Origin of the sequence: Shewanella sp. ANA-3 (assembly GCF_000203935.1) — a bacterium.
Lineage (GTDB): Bacteria > Pseudomonadota > Gammaproteobacteria > Enterobacterales > Shewanellaceae > Shewanella.
On record NC_008577.1, the window covers coordinates 1919543 to 1934587 of the forward strand.

11 protein-coding genes are annotated in these 15045 nt (G+C 47.0%); 3 read left to right on the plus strand and 8 right to left on the minus strand.

Annotated features, from left to right (window positions below; genetic code table 11):
- Positions 1-5 precede the first annotated feature (5 nt).
- The 3 genes from SHEWANA3_RS08645 to nhaB all read right to left on the minus strand — a co-directional run bounded on the left by SHEWANA3_RS08645 (position 6) and on the right by nhaB (position 5019).
- Entirely contained in the window at positions 6-2624 is a 2619-nt protein-coding gene (locus SHEWANA3_RS08645) for a PAS domain-containing protein (protein ID WP_011716668.1), read from the minus strand.
- A gap of 170 nt (positions 2625-2794) precedes the next feature.
- A complete protein-coding gene (gene dsbB, locus SHEWANA3_RS08650; protein ID WP_011716669.1) occupies positions 2795-3322 on the minus strand; it encodes a disulfide bond formation protein DsbB in 528 nt (175 codons plus the stop codon).
- Positions 3323-3417: 95 nt separating this feature from the next.
- A complete protein-coding gene (nhaB, locus tag SHEWANA3_RS08655; protein WP_011716670.1) occupies positions 3418-5019 on the minus strand; it encodes a sodium/proton antiporter NhaB in 1602 nt (533 codons plus the stop codon).
- Positions 5020-5322: 303 nt separating this feature from the next.
- On the opposite strand from nhaB, the gene fadR reads away from it, so the two are divergent.
- Entirely contained in the window at positions 5323-6048 is a 726-nt protein-coding gene (fadR, locus tag SHEWANA3_RS08660; protein WP_011716671.1) for a fatty acid metabolism transcriptional regulator FadR, read from the plus strand.
- A gap of 107 nt (positions 6049-6155) precedes the next feature.
- Here fadR and SHEWANA3_RS08665 read toward each other — a convergent pair whose 3' ends face one another.
- The 4 genes from SHEWANA3_RS08665 to sodB form a co-directional block, all read right to left on the minus strand.
- Positions 6156-7682, minus strand: coding sequence for a SpoVR family protein (locus SHEWANA3_RS08665; RefSeq protein ID WP_011716672.1), 1527 nt, complete (start codon positions 7680-7682; stop codon positions 6156-6158).
- A 9-nt stretch (positions 7683-7691) separates the two neighbouring features.
- Positions 7692-8960, minus strand: a complete 1269-nt coding sequence (locus SHEWANA3_RS08670) for a YeaH/YhbH family protein (protein ID WP_041412598.1) — start codon at positions 8958-8960, stop codon at positions 7692-7694.
- Positions 8961-9025: 65 nt separating this feature from the next.
- Positions 9026-10960 carry a PrkA family serine protein kinase gene (locus tag SHEWANA3_RS08675; RefSeq protein WP_011716674.1) on the minus strand — a complete coding sequence of 645 codons (1935 nt, stop codon included), beginning with the start codon at positions 10958-10960 and terminating at the stop codon, positions 9026-9028.
- A gap of 251 nt (positions 10961-11211) precedes the next feature.
- Positions 11212-11796, minus strand: a complete 585-nt coding sequence (sodB, locus tag SHEWANA3_RS08680) for a superoxide dismutase [Fe] (protein WP_011622352.1) — start codon at positions 11794-11796, stop codon at positions 11212-11214.
- Positions 11797-12022: 226 nt separating this feature from the next.
- Here sodB and SHEWANA3_RS08685 point away from each other — a divergent pair, with 226 nt between their 5' ends.
- Positions 12023-12355 carry a Grx4 family monothiol glutaredoxin gene (locus tag SHEWANA3_RS08685; protein ID WP_011622353.1) on the plus strand — a complete coding sequence of 111 codons (333 nt, stop codon included), beginning with the start codon at positions 12023-12025 and terminating at the stop codon, positions 12353-12355.
- A 129-nt stretch (positions 12356-12484) separates the two neighbouring features.
- Here SHEWANA3_RS08685 and SHEWANA3_RS08690 read toward each other — a convergent pair whose 3' ends face one another.
- Entirely contained in the window at positions 12485-13723 is a 1239-nt protein-coding gene (locus SHEWANA3_RS08690; RefSeq protein ID WP_011716675.1) for a uracil-xanthine permease family protein, read from the minus strand.
- A gap of 215 nt (positions 13724-13938) precedes the next feature.
- Between SHEWANA3_RS08690 and SHEWANA3_RS08695 the strand changes: the two genes are divergently transcribed.
- Entirely contained in the window at positions 13939-15021 is a 1083-nt protein-coding gene (locus SHEWANA3_RS08695; protein WP_011716676.1) for a DUF2066 domain-containing protein, read from the plus strand.
- The last annotated feature ends 24 nt before the right edge of the window (positions 15022-15045 follow it).

A 15045-nucleotide genomic window follows, 5' to 3' on the forward strand; every position in this document is an offset into this window, starting at 1 on the left:
CGTGGCTATATCGCAGATAATGGCCAGTGGCACTCAATCAGAGTGCCACGATTGAGCTCACTCTCTACCTTCAGCTCGCCATGTAATTCTTCTTTTATCCAAAGATTAATGCAAGTCAGTGTGCCAATACATTGGTTTTGTTGCATTTCCTGTCTTAGCTGCTCAAGGTGTGTTATTGGTATCCCAACACCATTGTCCTTAAGCTGCATGTACAACTCACCGTCTTTTTTCTCGAGTGTTAACACTAAGGTTCTGTCTTGATTATGCTCTTTAAAGGCATGGTGCAAGGTGTTGTTGATAAGCCGGTAGAAAAACTGCAAATATTGCCAGGCATTGCCATCTATCACCAATTGCTCGTCGCACTCTAGCTTGACCTTAACCTGAGTTTTCAACAATTGTGGCTGTAATAAGCTCAGTAATTGATTGATAAACTGGGCTAAATGCAGCGGGCGTATCTCACTATGCTGATCGGTAAACAGCTGCGATATGTGCCTGAGTCTCGCCGCCTGCTGGCTCATCAGCTGTACCACTTGGGTTTGATGGCTGTCATCCTCTTTACTGCGCACTTGGCAGATCTGAGCGAGGAGTTTGTCCTGCTCGAGCATCATTTGGCTCATGACATCGGCTAGGAAGTTCTGCATCAGTTTCTGACTTTGCTGTTTGCTCAAGTTGAGTTGGATTTGCTGATTGATCTCATCTTGAATCGCCGCGAGTTGTTCCCTGAGCTGACTGTTTTCTTGCTGCGAGAGTTGGGTCTTGTGCTGCTGCTCTTTAAGCAGGCTTAATTGCGCTTGCAGCAGCTTTTCTTGTTCTTTTTCTTGGCGTTTTCTCAAGTCCACATTAAAGCCTATGGCGCCGACGCCCAAGGAATTATCCTCATCGTCGCGAATGTCGAATTTACTTATTTGATAGATAAGTTCGCCTCGAAGGGAGGGAATGACTTCTTCGAAATGCAGGGCCTCGTGGCTATGGGTGACCCTTTGGTCGTTCTGTTGATACTGCTGTGCGAGTGAGTTTGGGAACAGCTCAAAGTCCGTGGCTCCGATGATCTTGCGCCGCTCAATCCCTAAAACTTCGCAGTATTTGTTGTTTACTAAGGTGTATCGGCCATTTAAGTCTTTGATATAAATGATGGTGGAGGAAAAGTCGAGCAAGGATCTTAATTGCTCCTTGCGCTGACTCAACTCCTGCTGAAAATGTTGTTGGGTTAGCAATTGCTGCTCGAGCGCGAGATTACTGGCGTCTAAACTGGCCATGGCAACTTCAAGCTGTTGAGTGCGGGATAAAAAGCTTTTTGCGAGCAGGCCGACCTCATCGTGTCGCTCCTTGGCTTTTAATTCGATAGACGCCGAATCATTGCGTTTGAGTGCCTGCACCATCTCCATAATGGGGGCGATAATCAGTCGATGTTGCAGCAAAAACAGCAGGATAAGGCCGAGCATCTGAATTAGCACTAGGGAGAGCCCGACTTTTTCGATAAGTTTTTTGGCCGTGTCCTGTAAGGGGGCGATGGGGGTGACGACGAGAATTTTCCAGTAGGTGTGGGGCATTAAAAACACCGACACCAGCGAAGGCCCTTTGAGGATGGGGTCCATTGTTAATGAAACAGAGGCTATCCGCCTTGGGCTCGAGAACTGGCTCTTAGCATTGTCATTGACGATGGCGGATAGCATCTCCCGTTCATTGTCACCGCTTAGGCGGGTGAGGTTATCCATTTGCTCTTGGGTAAATACGCGCTCAGCCACGGCTTGTTCGATAAAACTGCGGTCGGCTAAGTGCAGTGCCGAGGCGATTGGGCTGAAGGCCGCCTCTGTTTTTGCTAACTCGTCGAAGGTTTGTAGCGTATGGGGCGGATTTTGCGAGGATTGCGGCCAATTATCGCTATTCGGCGAGGCCAAGATTTGGTTTTGATGGTCGAGGGCTATCACATAGCCGCTCACATCGAGCATGGTATTGCGTAGGAGCTGACTAAGTTTTTCAAGGCTGATGTCCGTAGTGGCCGCCCCAATAAACTGATGGTCCATCCACATGGCGCCCGATGCGGTCACCATAGGCTCATGGGTGGTGGGGTCGACGTAGGATTTAGACCAAAATATTTTTCCCACGGGAAAATAGCGGGTTGGCCGATACCATTCTTCGGTGTGGTAGCTTGGAAAGCTGTCGTCGTTATAGCTATTGATGGCGACTAATTCGCCGTGAATATTGTGTGACCAGAATAAGCTATCGCGAAACTTTTGCCGGTCAAATGCCCCTGGCTCGGGCCAAATCCCGCCACCTGAAATAATCGCCTTTTGATTTTCAATCGAGAGTAATACCGGAATGCTCTTACTGAGCTGCTCGGGCTCATAACGGTATAGCATGGCGATTTGGCTGATGGCATTGACCTGATTCTCCACTTGGGAGGTCATTTCCTGCAATTTGGCTATGATGATTTGGCCATGGTTTTGATTGAGCAGAGTTTGTTGCTCACTGATCTGTTGGGTCTGAATGTTGAGAATGACCCACGCCGTGCTGAAGATCAGTATGCTGGCGATCAACAGTTGGATCAGGCTGAGTTTAAACGGCAGGCTTTTTTGCCATTGGGTTAACGGTGCTTGAGGCTCAATGAGAGGCCGTTTATCCATGTTCTACGCATTCCAAATGCCGTTATCATGGAGCCAGTTTAGCGTTTTTTCGCCTATTTGCCATTGGCTTAAATCAAAGTTCGCACAGTGCTTTCGGTGATAAATATTGACAGAGGTCGTTAAAAATAAGGCAGACCTCATGTCTGCCTTAGGAAGATTATTGATGAAGATTATTTGTAGAGCGAAGGTTTATTCGAACCGCTTAGGATGGGCACAATAAACAGTAACAGTGCGACCAGATAACCACTAAAGGCAACCACCATCCATTCGGCCATGGTGACGCCCATAAACTGCCATGGCACATCGGTACACATGCCCGTGGGTAACATGACGGATGGGAACCATTCGTGGAGTGGCATCCAAGCTGGAAATTCGGGTAAAAATGAGCAAGTCGAGAAGGGCGAAGGATTATTCTGCATATCGACTAAGGCTAGCGCCAGTTTTAGTCCCCAGGTTGCACTGACGGCCCAACCAATGGCGCCTAGAATGCGAACGATAAGGAACTTGGGCGCCGTCATACCAATCAGTCCAGATGCCAAAATGCCGAATACGGCGAGCCGCTGGTAGATACACATCACGCAGGGGTCTAACTTCATCACATATTGGAAATACAAGGCGGCCGCTTCGAGGGCAATCGCAGAGCCTGTGAGAATGAACCAAGATGCGCGGGAATGGGCAAAGCGAGTGAATGCTGTCAAAAGTGAACTCCGTATCAACAAAAAACGCCCTCGAAGGTAGGGCGTTTTTTTGACTTTACTGAACTCATAAAGTTCAGTCAACTCCGATATTTATGTTAGTGAGCTGCAGCAGGCGCTAACGCTTCTTTAACACTGTGGTGCAATATTGCATGGGAGTCATAGAAGTACTGGGTCATCTGCTCTAAGAAGCCCGATTGAATAGCCATCACGCCCACAATCGATAGCACGATAGTGTAGGGCAATGCCATCCAAACCATTCTGCCGTAGGATAAACGGATCAGCGGTGCAAGAGCCGAGGTCAATAAGAACAGGAATGCGGCTTGACCGTTTGGTGTTGCCACCGAAGGCAAGTTAGTACCAGTGTTAATCGCAACTGCTAACAGGTCGAATTGATCCCGGGTGATTTGACCGTTAATCAGGGCGGCTTTGACCTCGTTAATGTAAACCGTGCCCACAAACACGTTATCACTGACCATAGAGAGTAAACCGTTAGCGATATAGAAGATCACTAATTGGGTATTACCTTCATGGTTTAGTGCCCATTGGATGACAGGGCCAAACAGTTGTTGGTCGATGATTACGGCAACAACCGCAAAGAACACCGCTAACAAGGCCGTAAAGGGCAGGGCTTCTTCGAAGGCTTTACCTAGCGCATGCTCATCGGTAATACCGTTAAAGGCCGTGGTTAAGATGATCACAGACAGACCAATCAAGCCCACAGACGCTAAGTGCAGCGCGAGACCCGCAATCAACCACACACCCACAAAGGCTTGGATAACCAGCTTCATCTTGTCTTTGTTGGTACGACGTGCGTCTTCATAGGCGGCGTAATCACATAGGATTTTATGCACCGCATCCGGAAGCTGGGCACCATAACCAAACCAACGGAATTTCTCGACGATAAAGCAGGTGAGGATACCTGCGAACAATACAGGCACTGTCACAGGTGACATACGGATCGCAAATTCGCCAAATTGCCAGTTTGCTTGAGCTGCAATAATTAAGTTTTGCGGTTCACCCACCATAGTACACACGCCACCCAATGCAGTACCGACACCGGCGTGCATTAACAGGTTACGTAGGAAACCACGGAAGGATTCCAGCTCGTCTTCGTTGAGCTGATTTTCACCATCGTCATTTTTGCCTTCGGAGGTATGGTCATGATCGGCCGAGAAATCTTTACCTGAGGCGACTTTGTGATAGATGGAGTAAAAACCAACCGCCACGGTGATAATCACGGCGATAACAGTTAACGCATCTAAGAAGGCGGATAAGAAGGCGGAAGCTAGACAGAACAACAAAGACACTAAGATTTTCGAACGTACTTTAGTGATCATCTTAGTGAACACAAACAGCAGTAGCTGCTTCATGAAGTAAATGCCGGCCACCATAAATACCAGCAGTAATAGCACTTCAAGGTTCGCTTCAATTTCGTGCAGCACTTGGCTTGCTGAGGTCATGCCGATGGCGACAGCTTCAATCGCTAATAGACCACCGGGTTGTAATGGGTAGCATTTTAGCGCCATTGCCAAGGTAAAAATAAACTCAAGTACTAATACCCAACCAGCCACAAAGGGGCTGACATAGAAAAAGAGTATTGGATTGATTATTAAAAACGACAGTATTGCGATCTTGTACCACTTAGGAGAATTCCCTAAGAAGTTCCCAATAAACGCCTGACTCATTGTCATCGGCATGGCATCCTCTCTTCTAATTATCTTTTAAAATTGCACAGGTTATTGTTTCTGGCATTTGTTTTAGAAAATCAGTCTAGCCTAAAGAGAATGCTAATGTAACGATATACTGAAACCCAGATTTCAAAAAGCGGAGCTAATCGGCAAAATTGGCACAATTGCTGTTGATTCATGTCGTTTTTTTGAACATTTCTGTGACAATTGTACGGTGATTTTAAGGTGAGCCTCAGTCAATGGTTTCCATTTTTTACCGCTCTGGTATGATCAGTGACCATTATAAAGCACAACAACTGGAAAAGTGGGCTGATGATTATCAATGCCAAAGGACCTGCAAGTTTTGCAGAGAAGTATATTGTAAGATCGATTTGGGAAAATAAGTTTCCCCCAGGGTCCATTTTACCGGCTGAACGTGAGCTTTCTGAATTAATTGGCGTTACACGTACTACCTTGCGTGAAGTGCTGCAACGCTTAGCCCGTGATGGTTGGTTGAAAATTCAACATGGTAAACCGACTCGGGTGAACAATTTTTGGGAAACCTCGGGCCTTAACATTCTTGAGACGATTGCGGATCTCAACCCGGAAGGTTTCCCTGTGCTGGTGGACCAATTGCTGTCGGCTCGCACCAATGTCAGTGCGATTTACTTCCGTGGCGCACTGCGCAACAGCCCAGATACCGCCGTTGAAGTCTTAGGACAAATTCACCAATTAGAAGATACGGCCGAATCCTTCGCCGAGTATGATTACCTGTTGCACCACACCTTGGCCTTCTCTTCTGGTAATCCACTGTACGTGTTGATTTTAAACGGCTTTAAAGGTTTGTATAGCCGGGTGGGTCGTTACTATTTCAGTAGTCCTGAGGCGCGTCAGTTAGCGCTGAACTTCTATAAAGAACTCGAAATATTAGCCAAAGCTAAAAACTATATCGATGTGCCCGCATTAATGCGTACCTACGGTATCAACAGCGGCAAAATGTGGTTGCAATTGCGTGACGATATGCCATCTTCGATTGCCCAGCAGGACGGTAACGCTTAAGTTTCGATTCTGAAGTGTAAAAGTGGTCAGTGGCCTGTTTTAAGACTGGTTAAATAAAAAGCCGTTTCATTGAGAAACGGCTTTTTGCTTTTTAATTCAAGCGATATTTAGTCGGCCTTTGGTTGCTCTGGACAGGAGGCTAACAAGGTTACGCTGGTATCGGCATTTAACTGCTCCAAGCTGACGGTAAAGCCCCAGAGGCGATGCAGATGTTTTAACACTTCCTTATAGGTGCTGGCGAGCGGAATGTCATTACTGGGGACATACCTTAAAGTTAAGGAGCGGTCGCCATTTATCTCAACGTTATGTACTTGAATATTAGGTTCAATATTCGACAAATTGTACTGCTGCGAGAGTAGATTACGAATGTCTTGATAGCCCTGCTCATCGTGAATGGCCGACACGGACAGATAATTGCGTTTCTCATCATCGTGGATGCCAAACAGTTTGAACTGACGGATCACCCTCGGTGACAGGTATTGGCTGATAAAACTTTCATCTTTAAAGTTTTGCATCGCAAAATGTAAGGTATCGAGCCAATTACTGCCCGCAATATCAGGGAACCAGGCTTTGTCTTCCTCTGTGGGAGACTCACACATGCGCCGAATATCGGTAAACATCGCAAATCCGAGGGCATAGGGATTAATGCCGCTGTAGTAACGGCTGTTATATTCAGGCTGGGCGACAACGCCAGTATGGCTCTGCAAAAACTCCATCATAAAGCGGTCGGTGACCACGCCATCATCGTATAGATGATTCAAAATGGTGTAATGCCAGAAGGTTGCCCAGCCCTCATTCATCACTTGTGTTTGTTTTTGCGGATAAAAATACTGCGCCATCTTACGCACGATACGGATAATTTCCCGCTGCCATGACTCCAGCAATGGTGCATTTTTTTCAATAAAATACAGAATATTTTCCTGCGGCTCGGCGGGAAAGCGGCGCTTAGTGGTCGAAGGTTGCTGCTGTTGATGGGTGGGAATGGTGCGCCACAAATCGTTCACTTGGCTTTGCAGGTAAGCCTCGCGGTCTTTTTGCCTTGCCTGTTCTTCCCTAAAGGAGATTTCCGATGGGCGTTTATAGCGGTCGACACCGTAATTCATTAGAGCGTGGCAGGAGTCGATGATGCTTTCAACCTGTTCGACACCGTATTTTTGTTCGCAATCACTGATGTAGTTTTTGGCAAACACCAAGTAGTCGATAATCGAGCTTGCATCCGTCCAGGTCTTAAATAAGTAGTTATTTTTAAAGAAACTATTATGGCCAAAACAGGCATGGGCCATTACTAAAGCCTGCATGGTAATGGTGTTTTCTTCCATTAAATACGCGATACAAGGGTTAGAGTTAATCACAATTTCGTAGGCGAGCCCCATTTGCCCACGTTTGTAGCCTTGTTCGGTTTCGATAAAACGTTTGCCGAAGGACCAATGGGTATAGCCAATGGGCATGCCAATGCCGGCATAGGCATCCATCATCTGCTCGGCGGTGATGATTTCGATTTGATTGGGATAGGCGCTTAGCTTATAAATGGCCGCCACCCGCTCAATCTCTTTCAGATAACTTTGTAACAGCTCAAAGCTCCAGTCGGGACCGTCACTCAAGGCTGTACGCGTTTTTGATTCTTTTATCCCCATAGAGCCCCCTTAAACCGCCTGTTTTTTAAATAATTCTCTAAATACAGGGTAGATATCTTCGGCTTGACGAATATGTTGCACCGCTATGTTGTCGTAGTGTTGTTGTAGGGATTCGTATTCGCGCCACAGGGTTTGGTGCGCACGATTGGTGATTTCGATATAGCTAAAATAGCGTACTAGCGGCAGGATTTTTTGTTCCAATAATTGTCGACAGGTGGGTGAGTCATCGGCCCAGTTATCACCGTCAGAGGCTTGTGCGGCATAGATATTCCACTCATCGGCAGGGTAGCGAGCCTGCTGAATTTCGTGCATTAATTTCAATGCGCTTGAGACAATCGTGCCGCCAGTTTCTTGGGAGTAGAAGAACTCATGCTCGTCCACTTCCTTCGCCTGGGTATGGTGGCGGATATGGACCACCTCGAGGTTTTTGTAGGTTCGGGTGAGAAACAAGTACAGCAAGATATAGAAACGTTTAGCCATATCCTTTGTCGCTTGATCCATCGAACCTGACACGTCCATTAAGCAGAACATGACCGCTTGACTCGAGGGTACCTCGCGCCTTGCAAAGTTATTGAAACGTAAGTCAAAGGTATCGATAAAGGGGACTTTAGCAATCTTCTGCTTGAGCGCCTCAATTTGGGCTTTTAAATCCAAAATCAGTTCGGCTTTAGTGCCAGGTATATTTTCAAGCTCCGCCAGTTCTTGCTCTAACTCTTTGAGCAATTTCTTTTTACTTGCCGACATGGCGATGCGGCGCGCCAAGGAGGAACGCAGCGAGCGCACAATATTGATATTGGCTGGTACACCATCATTGGTGAAACCCGCACGGTAGATTTGATACTCGACGAGCTTGTTTAAGCGATTCTTCTGCAGATTGGGTAGTTCTAAGTCCTCAAAGAGCAGCTCTAGGTATTCATCCTTTGAGATTTCAAACACAAAGTCATCATTACCTTCGCCCGAATCCGAGGCATCGCCTTTACCCGCTCCACCGCCAGCGCCGCCTTGAGGTCTGTCGATTTTATCGCCGCGGGTGAATTGATCATTGCCTGGGTGGACTCTGTCTCTTACGCCTCCTTTGCCTTGATGGAACATAGGTTCACTGATATCCCGTGTGGGAATACTGATTTTTTCGCCTTTATCTACATCCGTTACACTGCGACGCGTGACGGCATCGCTGACGGCTTTTTTGATTTGTTGCTTATATCGGTTGATAAAGCGTTGGCGGTTGACTGTGCTTTTTCCTTTCGCATTCAACCGTCTATCGATAAAGTTCGCCATACGCACCTCCCAAACCCCAGCGAAGGCTTTGGCAACACCAAAGCCTCGTTTTTAGTGAGCGCAAGTTAAGAGGATTTACGAACCCGTAAATACCACTCAGACAGCAGTCTGACTTGTTTTTTGGTATAGCCTTTCTCCATCATTCGATTAACAAAATCATCGTGTTTACGTTGATCGTCAGTCGAGGTTTTGGCGTTAAAGGAAATTACAGGCAATAAGTCCTCTGTATTTGAGAACATTTTCTTCTCAATTACAGTGCGTAGTTTTTCGTAGCTGGTCCAGAGTGGGTTGTTGCCCTCATGGCTTGCGCGGGCGCGCAGGACAAAGTTAACGATCTCATTACGGAAATCTTTAGGGTTGCTGATCCCCGCGGGTTTTTCGATTTTCTCCAGTTCGGCATTCAGTGCGGAGCGGTCAAACAATTGGCCAGTTTCGGGGTCACGGTATTCCTGATCTTGGATCCAGAAATCGGCGTAGGTGACATAACGGTCGAAGATATTTTGGCCGTATTCAGAGTAGGACTCTAAGTACGCGGTTTGGATTTCCTTACCGATAAATTCGACGTATTTAGGGATCAAATAGCCTTTTAAGAACTCCAGATAACGTTCGGCGGTATCGCCGGGGAATTGTTCCTGCTCGATTTGGCGTTCGAGTACATAGAACAAATGGACAGGGTTAGCGGCAATCTCTGAGTGGTCAAAGTTAAATACCCGCGACAGGATCTTGAAGGCGAAACGGGTAGAAAGACCGTTCATACCTTCATCAACACCTGCGTAGTCGCGGTACTCTTGGTAGGATTTGGCTTTAGGATCGGTATCTTTAAGGCTTTCACCATCATAGACCCGCATCTTAGAGTAGATGGAGGAGTTTTCAGGTGTTTTTATCCTCGAGAGCACACTAAATTGCGCTAGGGTTTCTAAGGTGCCAGGTGCGCAAGGGGCTTGGGACAGCTCGGAGTTTTGCAGTAATTTTTTGTAAATCTGCAATTCTTCCGATACCCGCAGACAATAGGGCACTTTGACGATATAAACCCTGTCGAGAAACGCTTCATTGTTCTTATTGTTTTTGAAGGTTGACCATTCTGATTCGTTAGAGTGCGCCAAAATGATACCGCTATAAGGCAGGGCGGATAAGCCTTCGGTGCCGTTATAGTTACCTTCTTGGGTAGCGGTGAGCAGTGGGTGTAGCACCTTAATCGGCGCCTTGAACATTTCCACGAACTCCATCATCCCTTGGTTTGCACGGCACAGTGCACCCGAGTAGGCGTAAGCATCGGCATCGTCCTGCGAGAAATGTTCTAGCTGACGAATATCAACCTTACCGACCAGGGAGGAAATATCTTGGTTGTTTTCATCCCCAGGTTCGGTTTTGGCAATCGCCAATTGGTCGAGGATAGAGGGATAGACCTTGACCACGCGGAATTTTGAAATATCGCCGCCAAACTCATGCAGACGTTTCACCGCCCAAGGCGACATAATGGTTTTAAGATAACGGGTGGGAATATTAAACTCATCCCGCAGCAGCTGGCCGTCTTCTTCGACATCGAAGAGACAGAAGGGGTGGTCATTCACCGGGCTTCTCACGCCATTAGCACTGAGAATGTAAATTGGCACTTTTTGCATCAAGGCTTTGAGTTTTTCCGCCAATGATGACTTACCGCCACCCACTGGGCCGAGTAAGTACAAAATTTGCTTCGATTCCTCTAAGCCTTGGGCCGAGTGTTTTAGGTAGGCGACGATTTGTTCAATCGCATCTTCCATACCGTAAAAGTCTTTAAAGGCGGGATAGCGTGAGATGAGACGATTCGAAAAGATACGGCTTAGGGTTGGATTTTTCGCGGTATCAATAATTTCGGCTTCGCCGATGGCAAGCAGTAATCGCTCGGACGCTGACATATAAGCACTGCGATCTTCTTTGCAGATATCGAGGTATTCTTGCAAAGTGTATTCTTCATCGAGTTTTTGTTCGTAGCGCTTTTGGTAATGCTCGAAAATGCCCATATAAACCCCCTGAAACGCCAGTGATGTCATGGATGGATAACTGATTTTTCAGCTTCCTACACTAATCTTAGACACAAACTTGCCAGCTGTGTCAAAAAAATATCAAATAAAAACAATAACAAATGATTGCAATTGCAATTATTGCACTTGTAGCGATTGGGCTGCGTTCGGCGAAAGGGCAAAGGTGAATGATTGTTGAGGCCATAAAAAAAGAGCCACTTGGGCTCTTTTTAGGAATGACTTAGCAACGATTAGCCAGCGAAGTTTTGGTTCACGAAGTCCCAGTTAACTAATTGCCAGAAGTGGGCTAAGTAGTCAGGACGTACGTTGCGGTAATCGATGTAGTAAGCGTGTTCCCACACGTCAACAGTCAGGATTGGTGTCACAGTGCTGTCAGTCAGAGGCGTTGCAGCATTGCTAGTGTTAACGATAGCTACAGTGCCATCGGCTTTTTTCACTAACCAAGTCCAAGCGCTACCAAAGTTGTTTACCGCAGAATCGGTAAATTGTGCTTTGAATGCGTCGAATGAACCGAATGCAGCATTGATCGCATCAGCCACAGGACCTGTTGGCTCACCGCCAGCGTTAGGCGCTAAGCAGTTCCAGTAGAAAGTGTGGTTCCAAACTTGAGCTGCGTTGTTAAATACCCCACCAGTAGAAGTCTTGATGATCTCTTCTAAAGATTTACCTGCGAAATCGGTTCCTTCGATTAAACCGTTTAGCTTAACAACGTAGGTGTTGTGATGCTTGCCGTAGTGGTATTCAATGGTTTCTTGAGAAATGTGTGGTTCTAGTGCGTTCTTTGCATATGGTAATGCGGGTAATTCGAAAGCCATTAGTATCTCTCCATGGTCTTAGGTTATCGTTTTTTAAACGTGCTCACTGCGCTCTATTGTACCGATAATATTTGTGATGTGAATCATTGTTTGGCTAATTGATTAGATAGGCGTCATCGAAAAACTAATTGTAGGGCATAACCTTACAAACTGTGGGATTTTGTTCTGTGCCTAGCTGTCGTACAATAGCAGCATTGAGTCAATGTCATCGTACTTAGGAATTAAAATGGAAACAGTAGAGAAAATTAAACAGCAGATCGCTGAAAACCCAATCATCGTATACATGAAGGGTTCTCCTAAATTACCAAGCTGTGGTTTTTCATCTCAGGTAGCACAAATCATGATCAACTGCGGTGAGCAGTTTGCATTTGTGGATATTCTCCAGCACCCAGATATCCGTGCTGAATTACCTAAGTATGCAAACTGGCCAACTTTCCCACAATTGTGGATTGAAGGCGAGCTGATTGGTGGTTGTGATATCGTGGTTGATATGTACCAAAAAGGCGAATTACAGCCGTTAATCAAAGCGACTGCTGATAAATACAAAACCGCAGAGTAATCACGCGCAAAAGTGATGAAAGAATAATAAAAAAGCCGTTAAGTGAATAACTTAGCGGCTTTTTTGTTGCCTGCTCCTAACATAAGGATTAGGCGATAAGTGATGCTTTACTGCGCGAACTCACACTGTTTAGTGTGATGCAGCGTCACGCTCGTGGTGTTTGCTCGCGGGTAACAACAGATTCATGGTGATGGCCACAATACCACAGAGGCTGATGCCCGTGAGGCTGAAGGAGCCGATGCCAAAGGCCATACCACCGATACCAAATACCAGCGTCACGCCGACAATGCTTAAGTTACGTGGCTCGGATAAATCTACATGATTGCGGATTAAGGTGTTTAAACCCACCGCGGCGATAGAACCGAATAGCAAACACATGATGCCGCCCATCACAGGGACGGGAATGGTTTGCATCAGGGCGCCTAACTTACCCACGAAGGCCAATGTAATGGCGGTAATCGCTGTCCACGTCATGATTTTGGGGTCGAAGTTGCGGGTTAAAGTCACAGCGCCTGTCACTTCCGAATAGGTCGTGTTTGGTGGACCGCCGAAGGCTGCTGCGGCAATTGTCGCGACGCCGTCACCGGTTAAGGTGCGATGCAGGCCGGGTTTTTTCATAAAGTCTTTACCCGTGACATTAGAAATGGCAAGGATGTCACCAATATGTTCAACCGCAGGCGCAATCGCGACTGGGATCATAAAGGCGATGGCATGCCAGTTAAATTCGGGCGCGACAAATTTTGGGATAGCAATCCAGCTTGCTGCGGTAACCACCGCAAAATCCACGATACCAAAGGCAAGACTTAGGCCATAACCCACCACAATCCCCGCCAGAATCGGCATGACTTTAAGTAAGCCCTTGGCAAAAATAGCCACAGCTATAGTGGTACAGAGTGAGGCGAGGGAAATAATCAAAGCCGTATTGGTGGGGACGAGCGTTAAACTGCCATCTCCACTTTTACCCAGCGCCATATTCACCGCCACAGGGGCTAAACCTAGACCAATGATAATAATCACTGGGCCAACCACCACAGGCGGTAGCAGCTTATGGATAAAGTCGGTGCCGCGCACTTTAACGAGTGCCCCAAGGAGCACATAGACTAGACCCGCGGCAATGATGCCGCCCATGGTTGATGGGATCCCCCAGGTTTGTACTCCGTAGAGAATTGGAGCAATAAAAGCGAAGGAGGAGGCGAGGAAGATAGGGACTTGGCGTTTCGTGATCAACTGAAACAGTAGAGTACCAATACCCGCAGTAAACAGGGCGACACTGGTATCAAGCCCCGTGAGTAGCGGCATTAGCACTAGGGCGCCAAATGCAACAAACAGCATTTGCGCGCCCTGAAGCGGAATAGCGAGTCGTTTCATTTATTATTCTCGTAAATTTAGGGTAAACCGCGAGATGATAACAGTTTGTTGCTATATGTTCCTTATAAAATGCCCCGATTGTAGGTAAGGATCACTGTTTTATTGCTAAAGCGAGTGACAGCACTTAATCCGTGGTCGAAATCTCCCCAAGACTCGCTAAAGGCGCTAACTATGGTACAATTTGCACTATCTGACGTTACTTCAACTACTCAAAGATGCTGAAATTCCTATTAAAGCCAAGCTTACTCGCGTTTTTATACTGCCTGTTTACCGTTAATAGCCTGCAAGCTGTTGAAGTGAGTAAATTAGATGAAGCCGATGTGCCCGTGGCTTCCCGCGCCGTGCCTGAGCGGAATAAAGCCCTTAAAGCCGCGCTGGAAAAAGTGATCATTAAAAATACCGGGACAGCACGTTCTTTGGATAACGGCGTTATCCAATCACAACTGGCCAATCCCGATGCACTGCTGAGCCAATATGGTTATGTGGAGCAAAATGGCCAACTGCTGTTAAAAGCCAACTTTGAGCATCGCCGCATTATTACCCTGTTACGTCAGGCCCAATTACCCGTGTGGGGCATTCAACGTCCACTGACACTCTTTTGGGTTGCCATGCCAAGTGAAGGCGACACGATTTTACTGAGTGATTCATCGACCTTAGCCGAGCGTCAGGCATTCAATACCTTTTCCGATGAGCGCGGCATTCCCGTCTTGCTGCCTATTCTCGACCTCGATGAGTTAATGGGCATCAATCCAAATGATGTTAAAGGCATGTTTGCCGATATCGTGGCCAGTGTCTCTGGGCGTTATCAAGCCGACTTCTTAGCTCTGGTCGCTATTGAACCAGCTGGAAACCAAGTGCGTTATCGCTTGAATTTGTACACCAAGGCCACGATCGACTCGTTAACGCCGCCACTGTTTAGTTTTAATGGCTCGGCAGAAAATAGCGCGCAGGCGATCACCGCTATGATGGCCGCCCTCGGCGATTATTATTTCACTAAGTACGCCATTGCCGATTCCGGTGAACAGGTCGGTGCCAGTGTGACCTTCGTGAACATTGATAAAATGGCGCAGCTAGTTGAAGTGGAAAAATACTTAAAGCAACTCAGCGCTGTGAAGAATGCGACGCTGTCGCGCATCCAAGGTAATACCGCGACGTTTTCCTTGGATTTATTTGGTTCTCAGACCGACTTTGAGCGTTTACTAAGTCTAGAGCCGCGAATTTCGGTGGTGGCGCCAGGGGAGTTTTCTGCCGGTGCCAGCCCAGCGGGTAAAACTGTCTATCAATGGCGGTTACCTTAAACTTCCCTCGTTGTGACTGGGCAT